The 16527-nt window shown below is 72.8% G+C and carries 8 protein-coding genes; 6 read left to right on the top strand and 2 right to left on the bottom strand.

Going from position 1 to position 16527, the window contains the following annotated elements:
• The first annotated feature begins 6 nt into the window (after positions 1-6).
• From KSO98_RS01905 to KSO98_RS01890, 4 genes are all read left to right on the top strand, one after another.
• Entirely contained in the window at positions 7-588 is a 582-nt protein-coding gene (locus KSO98_RS01905; protein WP_225283119.1) for a hypothetical protein, read from the top strand.
• A 67-nt stretch (positions 589-655) separates the two neighbouring features.
• On the top strand, positions 656-2752 hold the full coding sequence (locus KSO98_RS01900; protein WP_225283118.1) for an acyltransferase family protein: 2097 nt from the start codon (positions 656-658) through the stop codon (positions 2750-2752).
• Positions 2753-2761: 9 nt separating this feature from the next.
• Positions 2762-5356, top strand: a complete 2595-nt coding sequence (locus KSO98_RS01895) for a bifunctional glycosyltransferase/CDP-glycerol:glycerophosphate glycerophosphotransferase (RefSeq protein WP_225283117.1) — start codon at positions 2762-2764, stop codon at positions 5354-5356.
• The gene (locus KSO98_RS01890; RefSeq protein WP_225283116.1) at positions 5356-6765 is read left to right on the top strand and encodes a hypothetical protein; all 1410 of its coding nucleotides are present in this window, start codon (positions 5356-5358) and stop codon (positions 6763-6765) included. The genes KSO98_RS01895 and KSO98_RS01890 overlap by 1 nt, the downstream gene beginning before the upstream one ends.
• A gap of 41 nt (positions 6766-6806) precedes the next feature.
• On the opposite strand, the gene KSO98_RS01885 is transcribed toward KSO98_RS01890, so the two are convergent.
• Together KSO98_RS01885 and KSO98_RS01880 are read right to left on the bottom strand one after the other, a co-directional pair.
• On the bottom strand, positions 6807-7154 hold the full coding sequence (locus KSO98_RS01885; RefSeq protein ID WP_372457756.1) for a phosphomannose isomerase type II C-terminal cupin domain: 348 nt from the start codon (positions 7152-7154) through the stop codon (positions 6807-6809).
• Positions 7155-7218: 64 nt separating this feature from the next.
• The gene (locus KSO98_RS01880) at positions 7219-10254 is read right to left on the bottom strand and encodes a bifunctional glycosyltransferase/CDP-glycerol:glycerophosphate glycerophosphotransferase (RefSeq protein WP_225283115.1); all 3036 of its coding nucleotides are present in this window, start codon (positions 10252-10254) and stop codon (positions 7219-7221) included.
• Positions 10255-10300: 46 nt separating this feature from the next.
• On the opposite strand from KSO98_RS01880, the gene KSO98_RS01875 reads away from it, so the two are divergent.
• A complete protein-coding gene (locus KSO98_RS01875) occupies positions 10301-12910 on the top strand; it encodes a bifunctional glycosyltransferase/CDP-glycerol:glycerophosphate glycerophosphotransferase (RefSeq protein ID WP_225283113.1) in 2610 nt (869 codons plus the stop codon).
• Positions 12911-12950: 40 nt separating this feature from the next.
• On the top strand, positions 12951-16526 hold the full coding sequence (locus KSO98_RS01870; protein ID WP_225283112.1) for a bifunctional glycosyltransferase/CDP-glycerol:glycerophosphate glycerophosphotransferase: 3576 nt from the start codon (positions 12951-12953) through the stop codon (positions 16524-16526).
• Position 16527 lies beyond the last annotated feature (1 nt).

Raw genomic sequence — 16527 nt, 5'->3', positions numbered from 1 at the left:
ACGTCCATGACTTCCCCAGCAGCAACATCCGTCACACGTCGCCGGCAGCGGAGCACCCGTCTGACCGTCGCTGTCGCGCTGCTCGTCGTGGCGGCCCTGCTGGTCGTCGGCGCGATCGTGGCGCACACCGTCCTGCTCCTGATCGCCGCCGCGATCGGCGCCGTCGTCCTGGGCGCCGGCGCCACCCGGATCACCCAGACCGAGCTGCAGGACGCCCGCCGCGAGGCCAACCGCGACCGTGCCGCTCAGGCCAAGGCGTACGTCGCCCTGACCCAGGAGCGGATCGCCGAGAACCGCAAGCACGAGGCGCACCTCGCCGAGCAGGCGGAGAAGGAGCGCAACGCCTCCGCCCAGACCGTCGCCGAGCTGGAGTCCGCGCTCACCGCGGCCCACCAGCGGGCCGCTGAGGCGCTCAAGTCGCGTGCCTCGGAGACCCAGCGTGCCACCGAGGCCCTCGCTCGCGTCGCCGAGCTCGAGCGCGACCTCGACGTCGCCCGTGCCGAGCTGGAGGCGGCCAAGGTCGCGCTCAAGAAGGCCACCGACGAGCTCGAGGCGCAGACGGCCTGGCGGCGTTCGCAGACCGCCTGATCTTCGGCCGGACCCGTAGGAGCAGGTAGCCTCGGCGGTCGTTCGACCGACCCTGAGGAGTCCCTGGATGCCTGATCCGACCGCACGCCGCGGTCTCCGCGTGGACATCCAGGCGCTGCGGGCCGTCGCGGTCACGATGGTGGTGGTCTACCACCTGTGGCCGACCCGCCTCACCGGCGGCTTCGTCGGCGTCGACGTCTTCTTCGTGATCTCCGGCTTCCTCATCACCTCGCACCTCATCGGGCACGCGCCGCGCAGCAGAGGGGATCTGCTCGCCTTCTGGGGACGCCGGATCCGGCGGCTGCTGCCCGCCTCGCTCTTCGTCCTCGCCGTGACGATGGTCGCGTCGTGGGCGCTGCTGCCCGACAGCCGCTGGCAGAGCACCAGCGCGCAGGTCCGCGCCGCAGCGCTCTACTTCGTCAACTGGCGCCTCGCGCACGACGCCGTCGACTACCTCGCCCAGGACGCCGCCGCCTCGCCGGTCCAGCACTTCTGGTCGCTGTCGGTCGAGGAGCAGTTCTACCTGGGCTGGCCGATCCTGATCCTGCTGCTGGGACTGCTGGCGTACCTCACCCGCCGCCGGCCCGTGCTCTGGTACGCCCTCGGGCTCGGTGCGGTGGTGCTGGGCTCCTTCGTCTGGTCGCTCCGCGACACCGCCTCCGACCCCGCGGCCGCCTACTTCGTCAGCCAGACCCGGATCTGGGAGCTCGGCATCGGCGGTCTCACCGCGGTCGCGGCCGGCGTCATCCCGCGCGCAGCGCTGCGCCCGCCGGCACGGGCCGCCCTCGCCGTGGGCGGACTGCTCGGCGTCCTGGTCGTCGCCCTGACCTTCGACGAGGCGACGCCGTTCCCCGGCTGGCGGGCCGCCCTCCCGGTGCTGGCCACGGCGCTCGTGATCCTGGCCGACGCGCCGCTGGCGTCGCCACCCGTACGGCTGATGGCGACGCGCCCGGTCCAGTGGCTCGGCGACATCTCCTACTCGGTGTACCTGTGGCACTGGCCGCTCATCGTGCTGCTGCCCGCCGCGCGCCACCACAACCGCGACGCGCTCGACGACGTCCTCGTCGTCGTCCTCACCCTGGCGCTGGCCGCGGCCAGCAAGCGGTGGATCGAGGACGCCTTCCGGACGGCCCGCTGGAACCGGCGCCTGGTCCCCACCTACGCCGCCGGTGCCGCCGGGATGGTGGTCGTGGTGGCGCTGTGCACCGCCGTCACGGTCCAGGCGCAGGCGCGTGTCGACGAGGACCGCGGCCGGCTGGCGGCGGCGCTGCGCGCGCACGACCCGTGCCTCGGGGCGGGCGCCACCGACCCGTCGCGTACGTGCGCCCCGCCGTCGGGGCCGCCGGTGCCCTCCCCGGCGCTGGCCGCGATGGACAAGTCCGACGCCTACGGCGCGGTCTCGCATCGACGCGACTGCTGGTCCTACCTCCCGCGCTTCCGCACGGTCACCTGTTCCTTCGGCGCCCGCGCGGCGTCGGTCCGGATCGCGCTGGTCGGCAACTCCCACGCCGGCCAGTGGCTCCCGGCCCTGCAGCGGGTGGCCGCTGAGAAGCGCTGGCACATCACCACCTACCTCGCCTCGCAGTGCGCGATGGCCGACGTGGCGCAGTCCTTCGACACCCCCGCGTACTCGGACGCCTGTCGCGCCTGGGGCCGGCGCACCGCCACCCGGATCGCCGCCTCCCACCCCGATCTGGTCGTGATGACGAATCGCGTCTCGGTCCCGGAAGCCGGTACGACGAGCATCGCCGCCAGCCAGCCCGCCTATCAGAGCGGCATCGCCCGCATCCTCGGCCGGTGGGCCGACGCGGGCATCCCGGTGCTCGTGCTGCGCGACACCCCGGCACCCGGGGACGGCGGGATGCAGCCGATCCCCGACTGCGTCGGCGCCCACCCCCACGACTACGCGACCGCCTGCTCCGGACCCCGCTCCACCTGGCTCCCCGCCGATCCCGGCTTCGCGGCGGCGCAGGCGTCGACCAGCCCGCTCGTACGGACCCTCGACCTCACTGACCGCATCTGCCCGGGCGAGACCTGCCAGGCGGTCGTCGGCGGGGTGATCGTCTACTTCGACGCCTCGCACCTCACCGCGACGTACGCGACCACCCTGGCGCCCTACGTCGCTCCAGCGCTGGTTCAGGCTTTGCGCCGTACAGGTGGATAGAATCGCCCGATGCACTCGGCTGATGACGCGACCACGCCCCGTGAGGCAGCGGCCCCCAAGCCGACGTTCACGATCGTCTCGGCTGTCTACAACGTCGCCCGCTACCTCGACGACTTCATCACCTCCATCGAGGAGCAGACCTACCCGCGGCACCTGATCCAGGTCGTCGCGGTCGACGACGGCTCGACCGACGAGAGTCTTGAGCGTCTCCAGCGCTGGCAGCGCGAGAGCAAGCTCGACATCGTCGTGGTGACCAAGGAGAACGGCGGTCAGGGCAGCGCGCGCAACCTCGGCATGACGCATGCGACCGGCGACTGGGTGACGTTCACCGACCCCGACGACACCCTCGGGCCGCGCTACTTCACGATGGTGGCCAGGTTCCTCGACGCGCACCCCGAGACCGACATGGTCGCGAGCCGGCTGATGGTGCACGACGAGAAGAGCGGGCGCTACACGAACTCGCACCCCCTGCGCAGCCACTTCCGCGACGGCAACGTGGCCCGGCGTCTCGACGCCCACCCGGACTACTTCGCCGGGTCGGCCCCCAGCGCCCTGTTCCGCCGCGAGCGCCTCGAGGCGCTCCAGCTGCGCTTCGACGACCGGGTGCGACCCAACTTCGAGGACGGCCACTTCTGCGTCCGGTACCTGCTGGCGTGCGACGACCCGGTGGTCGGCTTCGTGCGCACCGCCCGGTACAACTACCGCCGCCGCAGTGACGGCAGCTCGACCTTGCAGAACAGCATGCAGGACGTCCGGCGCTTCACCGACGTCCCGCGGCACGGCTACCTCGACGTCATCCGGCGCGCGGTGGAGAAGTACGGCGCGGTCCCGCGCTGGCTCCAGAGCTATCTCACCTACGAGCTCTCCTGGTACATCAGCTCCGGGGTGATGCGCGGCGACGCCACCGCGGCCCGCGGCGCGGTCGCGGACGAGTTCCATGCGCTCGTCCGCGAGATCATGAGCCACATCGACCCGAAGGTGCTGGCGACCTTCAACGCCCGCCCGCTCGACCGCGAGACCCGCGTCATCCTGCAGCACGGGTACGACGAGACCGACTGGCACCAGGAGCCGGTCGGGATCATCGGGATCGACGACAAGCAGGGCCTGGCGCAGCTGTCCTACTACTACACCGGCGAGCGGCCCGACGAGCTGATCGAGGTCGGGGGCAAGCCCGTCGCCGCCCGGTACGGGACCGTGCGCGACGTCGTGCTCTTCGACCGGATCCCGGTGCGGCAGCGGATCGTCTGGGTGCCCTTCGACGGCACGATCCACCTCACTCTCAACGGCGAGGACGTCGCGCTCGACGCGCGCAGCGAGCCGCCGGCCCCGACGGCGCTGGCGTCGTACACGGTGGCGCGGGCGTGGCGCGGCGACCAGCGCGTGCCCTCGCCCGAGCAGCTCGAGATCCTGCGCCGCGCCTCCACCCGGCGCTCGCTGCGGCGCTACCGCGACGCGTGGGTCTTCATGGACCGCATCCACGACGCCGACGACAGCGCCGAGCACCTCTTCCACCACGTCCGCGAGCACCACCCCGAGGTCAACGCCTGGTTCGTGGTCCAGGAGGGCACCGCGGACTGGAACCGGCTCAAGCGGGCCGGCGTCAAGCGGCTGGTGGCCCACGGCTCCGACGAGTGGCGCTCGCTGATGGTCAACGCGGCCCAGCTGATCTCCTCGCACGCCGACATCCCGACCGTGCGTCCGTACGGGCTGACCTTCCCCGAGGCGATGAACTGGCGCTTCGCCTTCCTCCAGCACGGGGTCATCAAGGACGACCTCTCGGGCTGGCTGAACAGCAAGCCGATCGACGTCTTCGTCACCAGCACCCGCGCCGAGTACGACTCGATCGCCGGCGAGCACAACCACTACCGCTACACGCCGAAGGAAGTCGTGCTCACGGGCCTGCCGCGTTTCGACCGGCTGCGCGCGGAGGGTCTGGCGGTGCCGCCGGAGAAGCGCGACCTGATCCTGCTGGTGCCGACCTGGCGCAGCTGGCTGACCACCGAGTTCGTCGAGCCCAACTCCCAGAAGCGGGCCGCGCCGGGCAAGGAGTTCTTCGAGTCCGAGTTCATCACCGAGTGGATGGGCGTGCTGCGCTCGCCGGAGCTCAAGGCGATCGCCGACCGGCACGGCCTCACGGTCGGCTTCCTGCCGCACCCCAATCTCCAGGCCGCGCTGCCGGGCCTCGACCTGCCGGAGTGGGTCGAGCCGCTCACCTACGAGGGCAACGACGTCCGCAAGATCTTCGCCCGCGCTGCCGTGATGGTCACCGACTACTCGTCGGTGGCGTTCAACGCCGCCTACATCGACCGTCCGGTCGTCTACTTCCAGTTCGACACCGAGCGCTTCTTCGGTGGCGGCCACGTCGGCCAGAGCGGCTACTTCGACTACCGGCGTGACGGGTTCGGCCCGGTGACCGACACGGTCGAGCAGACCCTCAAGGAGATCGGCGGGACCCTCGACGCCGGCCGCGCGCCGCAGGAGCCGTACGCCAGCCGGGTCTCGGCGGCCTTCCCCGTCCGCGACGGGCAGTGCTGCGAGCGGGTCTACCAGGCGATCGTCGACTCCGTCGCCCCGCGTACGAGGAGCACGGCGGACCTCGCCTGATGCTCGCCCGCATCCGGGCGGCGCGGCTGGTCCCGACCGCCGTCGGCGTCCTGGTGGCGATCACCGTCACGCTGACCTGGGTGACCGTGCTGCATCCGGTGCTCGAGCACGACGACTGGGACATGCTGCTGCCCGACGGCAGCCCCTTCGTGCTCGACCACGCCTCCCGGGTGCTGCACGAGGGTCGCTGGCTGAACTACTGGTGGTGGCGCCTCGGCTCCCAGCACCTGGGATCGCACGTGGTCACGCTCGGCTTCTGGCTCGGGTGGTCGCTCGCCACCGCGACCCTGACGCGGCTGCTCGCGCGGGACTGGTGGGCGGTCCCGATCGCCGTGGCCGTCTTCGCCTCGCCGATGATCACCCAGATCTCGTACTGGCCGGCGACGCTGATGCTGGCGATGCTCGTCCTGGCGGCCGCCGGCATCGCGCTGACCGCCACCAGGAGTCGTCCGCGCCTGCACCTGGCGCTGCTCGGTGTCGCGGTGCTCGCCCTCGCCCTCGGCTACCCGCCGTTCGCGCTGCTCCTGCTTCCGCTCCTCGCCGTGCTCCACCGGGAGGCCTCGTGGCGACGGCTGGCGCTCGTGGGTGGGACCCTCGCGGCCGGCTACGTGGGTGCGATCCTGCTGGTCTACGTCCTCAACGACATCCGGTTCGGGGTCTTCGGGATGGAGATCCAGGCCTGGCGTGCGCCCCATCCCGTGCACGGACCACGATCGCTGGCGCACAACCTGGTGATGGTCCTCCACGACAACCTTCAGGTCGCGCGGTTCACGGTCCTGCCCCTGCTGGCCGTGGCGGTGTGTGTCGTGCTCGCCCCGCGCGCGGGCGCGGACCGACGCTGGCTGGTCCTGGCTGCCGCGTTCGTCCTCGCGTGGGGTCTCAGCGGTGCCACCACGGTGGTCAACGGGGTCGGGCTGCCGATCCGGTCGGTCAGCTGGACGTGGCCGTTCGGGGTGATCGCGATCGCCTGGACGCTGCGGACCGGGCCACGGTCCACCAGGCTGATCGCGGGCCTGGCGCTGATCGCCTTCGCTGCCTGGGGGCGCTCTACGCCGCGACCCAGGTGCGGGCGCACCAGCGGTTCGAGTCGGCGATGGATCACATCCGGGCGCGGGCGGTCACGCTCTCCGAGCGTGGACAGCGGCCGATCGTGCTGGTGCCCCGGACCACGTACGCCGAGAACAGCGTGGATCTGCAGACCGCGCAGCAGTTCGGCAACGGTCTCCAGCAGCGCACCGGCATCGAGGTCTCGGGCGTGTGCACCGACTGCGCGCCGCTGGTCCGCTACGCGCGGCACCGGGCACCCCACGCCTCGGTCCTCCTCGGCCCGCAGGGTCAGGTCCTCGTCCGCTTCCCCGCCGCACTCGTGGACACCCCGCTCAACGACCACCGGCCACCGTGGTGGCTGAGCCCGCTCTTCTTCCGCGCCGACGACTGACCGCGGTTCGCGCTAGTTGCGGCCGAAGTCATCCTCGAGGCGCACGATGTCGTCCTCGCCGGTGTAGGAGCCGCGCTGCACCTCGATGATGATCAGGGGCAGGTCGGTGGCGTTGACGATGCGGTGCGGGACCCCGACGGCGACGTCGACGTACTCGCCGGGGCCGGTGACGACCGTCTCGCCGTCGATGATCGAGGTGGCCGTCCCGGAGACCACGACCCAGTGCTCGGAGCGGTGGGCGTGGGTCTGGTACGAGAGGCGGGAGTGGGGGAGGACCTCGATCTGCTTGACCTTGTAGCCCTCGCCCTCGTCGAGGACGCGCCAGCTACCCCAGGGGCGGTTCTCCGACTCACCAATCATCTCTGCTTGCCTCTCAGCGGTACGTGCGTGCGGTCGCGCGGCGACGACGATCCTGCCATGCGGATCAGAACAGCGCGACGACGACCCGCTCGGCCACCGACCCGTCGTCGAGCGCCGCGAACCGCGCTCGGACGGCCCGGGCGAACGGCGCCGATGCGGCCCGCAGGGCCGGCAGGTCGCTGAGCAGCGCGACCACCTCGTCGCTGCGGGTGACGATCGGGCCCGGCGCGGTCTCCTCGTACGGGATCAGCGGGGGGCGGAGCGACTCGTAGGCCTCCCGATCTGGGAGGAAGCAGATCGTGGGCTTGCCGGTCAGTGCCCAGTCGAAGCGGAGCGCGGAGTGATCGAGGATCGCCACGTCGGCCGCGAGCAGGAGGTCGGCCTGACGCGGGTAGTCGGTCAGGTCCGGTACGCCCGACGCCCGGGCCCAGGCCGCCGCGTCGGGCGCGTCGTACGGGTGCGCACGCAGCAGGACCGAGGTGCCCGGCAGCGCGTCGATCGCGGCCAGATCGAGGTCGCGGGGCAGCGGCGCCGAGCGGATCCGGCCGACCTGCGCGTCGCGATAGGTCGGCGCATACAGCACCGCGGTGGTGTCGGGGTCGATCCCGAGCCGCGCGCGGACCCCGGCGCGGACAGCGTCGGCATCCGGGGTGAGCAACAGGTCGGTGCGCGGCTGACCGAGGGTGAGGACCGGTGCGGTGAAGCCCAGATCGGCCCGGTAGAGCCGCTCGGCGTCCGGTGACGCGGCCAGGAGGTGGGTCCAGGCGCGGTGGCGTCCCGTCCGGGCGTCGGCGGCCATGGACTTGGCCGGGTGGCCCTGTCCCGTGACCACCCAGCGCTGGAAGCCGGCAGGCTCGAACCATTCGCCGATCTCGCCGTCGGAGATGATCGTCGTGGCGCTCCGCAGCAGGCGGTGCCAGCGCTCGCTGCCCACCACGGCGGCCTCCGCACCGGCCGGGACGGCCTCGCCGGAGCGCATCCCCCACACCCGGCGCAGGTCGGGGCGCAGCCGCGCCAGCGCGGCGTCGAGAGCGAGCGGGTCGCCGTCGAGCCGGTCGCCCGACCCGCACTGGAGGAGGACGAGGCCCGGATCCGGCTGGGCGTGGGTCCGCGTGCGCAGCCGCAGCTGTCCGGCCGCGGAGCGCTCCGCGTCGCTCAGCGGCGCCGCGACCTGCAGCCCCAACGTGCCGTTGGCGCGCATCCGCGCGGTGACGCGTACGTGGTCGTCGACCTGGACGTAGGGCAGCTGGGGCGGCAGCGGACCGACGGGGCGGGCCATCACGCCGCCGACGGTGAGCCGGTAACCGCCGCGCGGGGCGGCCGTCGCCGCCAGACCCCAGCGCTCCACCGCCAGCTCGAAGGTGAGACGCCCCTCCTCGAAAGCGGCGAGCGGGATCACGGCCGCGTCGCCCTGCAGCACCGCGCCCCGTAGCTCGTCGCGGGAGAAGCCGACGGCGTCCACGCTCAGGATGAGTCGCCGCCCGTCCAGGTCGACCCCATGCACCCCGATCCGCTGGGCAGCGGGCTCCTCCTCGGAGCTCGTCGCGGCGGGGACCCGGATCCCAGGGCCGTTCGGCGTCGCGACGATCCCGGGGACCTGGGCGACGGCCGAGCCGTCGAGCACCCGGTGCACACCGCCCTCGCGGACCAGCCCGTCCTCGCTCGCGCGCAGCCTCAGGTGCCAGGTGCGCTCGCCCGTCCCGGGCAGGCGCGCGACGTCGACCTCCACGGAGAACCGGCCGTGCCGGTAGCTGATCGCGGCGTCGTCGGCCCACGCGTCGACCCTGTCGTCGGCGGCGAGGCTCAGCGGGACCGGCACCCGGGTCTCCGGGGCGTCGGACGCGACGAGCCAGGCCGCGACGTCGGGGGTGCGCTCGCCGGCGTCCAGCCCGCGCACCACGACGTACCCCTCGAGCGTGAGGCGGGACCCCGCCCAGCGGGCGCTGCGCAGCGTCGCCACGAGCGGCGTCTCGCTCGCGGACAGGGTGAGCATCGAGGCAGGTACGGAGGCCAGGAAGTCGGGCAGCGGGGAGAAGGTCGCGAGCATCCGGTCGCCGGCGACCCGGCTCGGCGGCAGCGAGCCGTGCGCGCGGAACCACGCGTCGGCCCGCTCGACGGCGGCCCAGTCGCCCTGGGCGCCGAGCCAGGCGCGCACCTTCGGTGCGAAGCGCATCCGGTCCAGGGCCCGGTCGGTGGCGCGCTCGAAGACGGTCCGGAGCGCGGACTGCAGGCGCTCGCGGTAGACGTCGTCGGCGCTGAGAGCGAAGCGCAGGTACTGCTGGAAGTCGATGTCGATGGTGCGCGCGACCCACGCGTCGAAGACCAGCGGCGAGGCGTGCTCCTGCAGCAGCCGATGGGCCTGCTCCTTGACCGCGATCCGGTCCTCGAGGTTGCGCAGCTGCGCCTTCTGCTGGCTGGTCGAGCTGCCGTCCGTACGGATCCGCCAGCGGTAGACCACCCGGGCGAGCACGTCGAAGCGGGTGGCGAGCACCGAGGAGGCCAGCATCGGCACGTGGTCCTCGTACGCGATGCCGGCCTCGAACGGGGGCACGCTCCGGCGCCAGAACTCGGTGCGGAACAGCCGGTTGCAGGCGATGATGTCGAGCATCGCGTCGGGGAACTCGTCGAGCGTGGTCGCGAGGCGGTCGCGGTCGTGCACCGTGTCACCCCAGGCCACCTCGAGGTTGCGGCGATGGCTGAAGCGCTGCGCCGCTCCGACGACGAAGTCCGATCCCGTGCTCCGCAGCGTCGCCACCATGGCGGCGAGCGCGCCTCGCGGCACCATGTCGTCGCTGTCGACGAACATCAGGAACTCGCCGCGGGCCGCCTCGACGCCGGCGTTGCGGGCGGCGCCCTGCCCGGCGTTGCCCTGGGTGATCACCCGCACCCGCCGGTCGCGGGCGGCGTACGCGCGCAGGATCGCCGGGGAGCCGTCGGTGGAGCCGTCGTCGACCGCGATCACCTCGAGGTCGGGGAGGGTCTGCTCCAGCAGGCTGTCGAGGCACTCCGCGAGATAGGGCTCGACGTTGTAGACGGGCACGACCAGCGACACGACGGGTCGGCGCAGCCGCCGACGGAGACGTTCCCAGGTGGCGCTCATCAGAGCAGATCCTAGGGCCGTGGGTCGCTCTCGGTAGTCTGCGGGCATGCGGCGGATCGTGGGACGGGCGACGCGTCCGCTCCGCCGCCGCTTCCGGGGCCCGCGGGTCACGGTCGTGGTCGCCGCGAGCGACCAGGAGACCAGGCGCATCGGGCCGCTGCTCGACAGCCTGCGCGCTCAGACCCACCACAACCTCGACATCGTGGTCGCGCCGTGGGGCCGCTCCGAGGCCGTACGCGCGATCGCCGAGCGGCACGCCGGCGAGGACTGGCGGATCCGGGTGATGGGGGACGACGCCGCCGACGCGACCGCCGCGCTGGCCGGCGCGAGCCTCGGCCCGGCCCGCTACGTCATCGCCCCTGCGGCCGGGGACCTGCTGCCACGCGACGCGCTGGCCACGCTGGTCGGCGCTGCGGAGCGCTCCGGCAGCGACGCCGCCGTCGGCCGGGTCGCGGTCCCGCGGCAGGGCTACGCCGTCGCCACCACCGCGTACGGCGTCGCGCACCGGACCGAGCGGCTCGCGACGACCCTCGCCGCCGCGCCGGAGGCGGTCGCCGACCTGACGCCGGGCGCGCGGCTCTACGCCCGCCGGGCCTGGCGGCCCGCCGGCCCGCTGGCCGGCCTGGCGGGCACGTTCGACCTCCTGCCCGACGTCACCTACCTGCGAGCCGGGCGCCGCGACGACGTCGTCTTCGGGGCACGCCCGCACAGCCTCGCCGTCCTCGAGGAGTGGTGGGCCGGTGAGCAGCAGCTCCTGGCCGCCCTCGCCGAGAGCGCGCAGGAGGCGTCCGGCTGGCGGCGCTGGGCCCTGCTCGACACGCATCTCCAGACCTTCCTCGACGACGCCGAGCGCGCGACGCCCGAGCAGTGGGCGCTGCTGCGCCGGGTCATCGCGGAGCTCTCCGCGGCGCCGCTGCCGGCGGCGATCGGCGCCGAGGCCAGGGTCAAGCTGTGGCTCGCCACCGAGGACCGCCGCGACGACCTGGCCGACCTCGTCCTCGCCCGCACCTTCGAGGGCGCCGACCAGCCCACCCGCGTGGTCGACGGCGAGGTGGTGGCCGAGCTCCCGGTCCCGCCCGACGTCCCCGCCGACCTGCTCACCATGAGCGAGGCCGAGACGCCGTTGCGGCTGGAGGTACGCGCGCTCACCCGGACGCCGTCGGGGCGCGTCACCGCCGAGGTCGTCGGCTGGATCGACCACCTCGGCCTGCCGTCCGCGCCGCACCTCACCCTCACTCCGCCCGTCTCCATCGCTCAGCGGCACGACCCGAGCGCCAACCACGGCGACCGCCGTCCCTGCCACGACGTCGCACACGGCGCCTTCACGCTCTCCTTCGACGCGCCGGCCGGATCGACCGACCGGGTCGGCGTCCAGGTCGTGCTCACCACGCAGGGCGTCACCCGTCAGGGCGAGCTGGTGCTCGACCTCGGGGGCCCGGACCGCCCGCTGCCGGCCAACCCCGGTCCGCTCGCCGACGACGAGGCCGGCCCGTACCACCAGCGAGCACTTCAGGAGGCGGCGCGCCGCACCAGCGAGCCGATCGAGCCGCACCTGTTCTATCTGCAGTCCTACGGCGGCCACCACGCCACCGACTCCCAGCGCGCCCTGCACGTCGAGCTGCGCCGCCGCTTCCCGCACCTGCGGCTCGTCTGGGGCGTCGCAGGGCCCGACGTACCCCTGCCGGAGGGCGCAGAGGGGGTCGTGATCGGCTCGCGAGCGTGGCACCGCACGATGGCCACTGCCCATTACCTGTGCGTGAACGCCGACCCCGATCGCTGGTTCGTCCGTCGCGAGGGACAGCTGCTGCTCCAGACGTTCCACGGCTATCCGTCCAAGGCGATGGGTCGGATGATGTGGCGCGCCAAGGGGTACGGCGATCGCCGGATCGCCTGGGAGACCGACCGGGCCCGCGAGACCTGGAGCCTGATCCTCACGCCCACCGAGGAGATGGCGGCGCACTACCGCGAGCAGTACGCGTACGACGGGCCGATCCTCAGCGTCGGCTACCCCCGCGACGACGCCCTGGTCGCCCCCGACGCGTCCGCCACCCGGACCCGCCTACGGACCGGCCTCGGGATCGCGCCCGAGCAGAGGGCCGTTCTCTACGCGCCGACGTGGCGCGACGACCTCGCCACCGACTGGCGCTCCGCGGAGGCGGCGCTGCACCTCGACGTCGCCGCGGCCGCCCGCGACCTGGGCCCGGGCTACGTCCTGATGCTGCGCGGCCACCGCTTCCACCGGCTGCCCCAGGTGAGTGCCCGCGGCGCCCGGATCATCGACGTCACCGACCATCCCGAGGTCAACGACCTGATCCTGGCCGCCGACGCGGCGGTCGTCGACTACTCCTCGATCCGCTTCGACCTGGCCTTCGCCGAGGTCCCGCAGGTCTTCCTGGTGCCCGACCTCGAGTCGTACGGAAGCAGCAAGCGCGGCTTCCTCTACCCCTTCGTCGAGACCGCTCCGGGGCCGCTGGTCGCCACCACCGCCGAGGTGGTCGAGCAGCTGCGCGACCTGGACGGTGCGACCGGGCTCCGCTCCCGGACCGCCGCCGACGTCGCCGCCTTCAACGACCGGTTCCATCCGCATCGCGACGACCGCGCGGCCGCTCGGGTGGTCGACGAGCTGGCCGGGCGGTGGAATCTCGCCCCTCGCTGAGTCTCCACTAACCTGTCGCGGGTGGTCGTGAGGAGTGAGCGTGGCTGAGATCGTCACCCGGATGCGGGGCGTCGCCCGTCGGGCCGCCCGGAAGTTCCGCGACAGCGAGGCCGGCCGCAAGGTCTGGCCGCCGACCGTCAGCGTGATCGTCCCGTTCTACGGCGTCGAGGCCTACATCGGGGCCTGCATCGAGTCGATCCTGGAGCAGAGCTTCGTCCACTTCGAGCTCGTCCTGGTCGACGACGGGTCCACGGACGGCTCGCGCGCCATCGCGGAGCAGTACGTCGCCAAGGACCCGCGCGTACGCCTCGTCACCCGCCCCAACGGCGGCCTCGGCGCCGCCCGCAACACCGGGGTGAAGGCCGCGCGCGGGCGCTACCTGACGTTCGTCGACTCCGACGACGTCCTGCCGATGCACGCCCTGGCGATCCTGGTCGGCAGCGCCCGCGAGACCGGCTCGCAGATCGTCGCCGGCTCGGTGCGCCGCTTCGACGAGGAGCGCGACTGGCGCCCGATCTGGGTCAACGACGTGCAGTCGACCCGCCGCCTGGCCACCAACGTCACCGAGTTCCCGGCGATCCTGCGCAACCTCTACACCTGGAACAAGCTCTACGAGCGCCGCTTCTGGGACAAGCAGGGGCTGTGGTTCCGCGAGGGCTCCTACGAGGACCAGCCGATCGTCACCCAGATGCTCTGCCGGGCGCCGAAGATCGATGTGGTCCCCGAGGTCGTCTACCGCTACCGCCAGCGCGAGGACGCCTCCTCGATCAGCCAGCAGACCGCCTCCATGAAGGACCTCGACGCCCGCATCACCGCCTTCCGGCTCACCGACGAGGCGCTGCGTGCCGAGGGCCGCGAGGACCTGTACGACGCGTGGCTGCAGACGCTGTTCGACGCCCACTTCCACTGGTACCTCATGTCGCCCGGCATCGAGGACGACGCGTACTGGGCCAAGATCCGCGACGTCGTCGTCGAGCTCACCCGCGACGCCCACCAGTCCGTCTGGGACAAGGCGATGCCGCTGCGCCGCGTCGTGCTCGAGCTGACCCGGCAGGACCGTCGCGACGACGTCCGGGCGATGGCGAAGATGGCCGAGGACGCCTCGATGTCCGCCGACAGCACCCCGAGCGAGGTCCGCCCTGACGGCGTCCTTCTCAAGTATCCGGTCTACGGCGACCCGCGCCTGCCCGACGAGCTCTTCCTGATCCGGCGCGAGCAGCTGAAGCTGCGCCACATGGTCGAGGAGCTGAGCTGGACCCAGCGCGAGGGCGGTCTGACCGCCCGCCTCACCGGCTGGGCCTACCTCGGCAAGATCGACCTCACGGAGCACCCGCAGACCGTCGAGGTCGTCGTCCGTGCGGGCGGCGGCATCGACGGCGAGGGCGGCGCCGAGCACGTCTACCCGGCGCTCGCGCAGGGTCCCGACGCGCCGCCGCGGTTCGCCCAGCCCACCGAGGACGCCACCAACGACTCACGGCTCGGCACCTTCGCCGCCGAGGTCCCGGTCGAGGAGCTCGTCAAGCAGTACGGCGACGCGCCGCTGCACCTGCTGTTGCGGGTGACCTGCGCCGGCTTCACCGTCACCGGTGCGATCAGCCAGATGGCGCGGGCCGGTCAGCCGGGCGGCCTGCGCGCGGGCCGTCTCGCCGACCAGCGTCGTGTCTTCGTCGACTGGTCGCTGCAGGAGCCGGTCATCCTGCGCCTCATCGACGGCGCGGTCGAGGTCGCGGACCTCGCGATCGCCGGCCGTACGATCAGCGGCCGGCTGGTGGGCGCCGGTGCCGAGCGCTACGCCCGCGTCGTCGCCGGTCACCGCCGCACCCACGTGGCCGCCAGGGTCGCGAACGGCGCCTTCTCCCTCGAGCTCCCGGCGCACGACGACTCCCTGACGCCGGTCGGCTGGCACCTCACGGGGCGCGACCTGGCCGACCGGGTCGTCCCGATCCACGTCCGGGAGTCCATCGGCTCGCGCGACCTGCTGATCGACGGCGACCACCGCGACGAGCCGATCGTCCACGACTGGCCCGCGGGTGCGACCGCCGACAAGGTCACCGTGGCGACGACCGACGACGGTGACGAGCTCATCGTCGAGGGACGCGTCCTCGGCGCGATCGAGAGCCTGACCCTGGTGACCCGCCATCGGGCCACCAGCGCCACCGCCGCTCCGGTCGTCCCCGACGCGGACGGCCGCTTCGTCGCCCACCTGCCGCTACGCCGCCCCGTCTACCGCTTCGGGCAGCTCCCGCTGCCGCACGGCGACCACGACGTCGTCGCCCGGCTCCAGGTCGCCGGTCGCCCCGACCCGGTGGAGACGGTCCTGCGGGTCGCTCCCGTGCTGTCGGACAGCCTCCCCGTCGCCATCGACACCGAGCGCCTCGAGGGTCGTGTGCTGCGTGGCCCGAAGGCGGACGTCCGCATCACGTTGGTGCGTCCGATCGGGGCGGCCGCCGGCCGCTTCCGGCAGGCGCAGCTCCAGGCCGCCGCGGCCCCTCCGCTGCAGCCCGGCATCCTCTTCCGCAGCTACTTCGGCGAGAAGGCCACCGACAACGGCCTCGCCATCCAGGCCGAGCTGAAGCGCCGCGGCGCCGACATCCCGTGCTACTGGGCGGTCCAGGACCACTCGATCGCCGTCCCCGAGGGCGGCATCCCGGTCGTGGTCAACACCCCGGAGTGGTACGACCTGCTGCGCTCGGTCACCTACTACGTCGACAACATGTTCCAGCCCGACTACCTGCACAAGCAGGCCGGTCAGGTGATCGTCGAGACGTTCCACGGCTACCCGTTCAAGCAGATGGGGCGCAGCCACTGGGCGCACCAGGGCTTCGACCCCGACCTGGTCGTCTCGTACGGCCGCCGCGCCTCGGAGTGGGACTACGTCGTCTCGCCGGCCACGTACGCGACCCCGCTCCTGGCCCGCGAGTTCGGTGCGCCCGAGGGGTCGATGCTCCCGATCGGCTACCCGCGCAACGACGTCCTCCTCTCGGAGGAGGCCGGAGCGCTGCGCGCCGAGGTGCGCGCGAGCCTCGGGATCCGTGCGGACCAGACGGCGGTGCTGTACGCGCCGACGTTCCGCGACTACCTCTCGCCCGACGACATGCGGGCGGCGATGGTCGACTTCTTCGACTTCGCCCGCGCCCACGAGCGGCTCGGTGACGAGTTCGTCCTGCTCGTGCGGGGCCACGCGTTCAACGCCCGGGTCAACCAGCGCACCCGTGTCGAGGGCGTCGTCGACGTCACGGACTACCCGGAGGTCGCGGACCTCTACCTGGCCGCCGACGCGGCGATCGTGGACTACTCCTCGCTGCGCTTCGACTTCGGGGTGACCGGCAAGCCGATGCTCTTCCACGTCCCCGACGTCCAGCGCTACCGCGACACCCGTGGCTGGCTGTTCGACTTCGAGCCGACCGCCCCGGGACCGCTGCTGGACACCACCGACGAGGTCGTCGACGCGCTCCTCGACCTGGAGGGTGTGCGGGGCCGGTACGCGGAGGCGTACGAGCGCTTCCGGCAGGACTACCTGGACCTCGAGGACGGTCACGCCGCCGCTCGTTTCGTCGATCAGGTGATGGTTCCGCGGGGCGACGCACCGGCCGTCGGCACCGAGGCCGGACGGTAGG

It is taken from the genome of Nocardioides nematodiphilus (assembly GCF_020216525.1).
Taxonomy (GTDB): domain Bacteria; phylum Actinomycetota; class Actinomycetes; order Propionibacteriales; family Nocardioidaceae; genus Nocardioides; species Nocardioides nematodiphilus.
The sequence above is the reverse complement of the archived record's forward strand: the minus strand, read 5'-3'. Positions and strand labels throughout refer to the sequence as shown.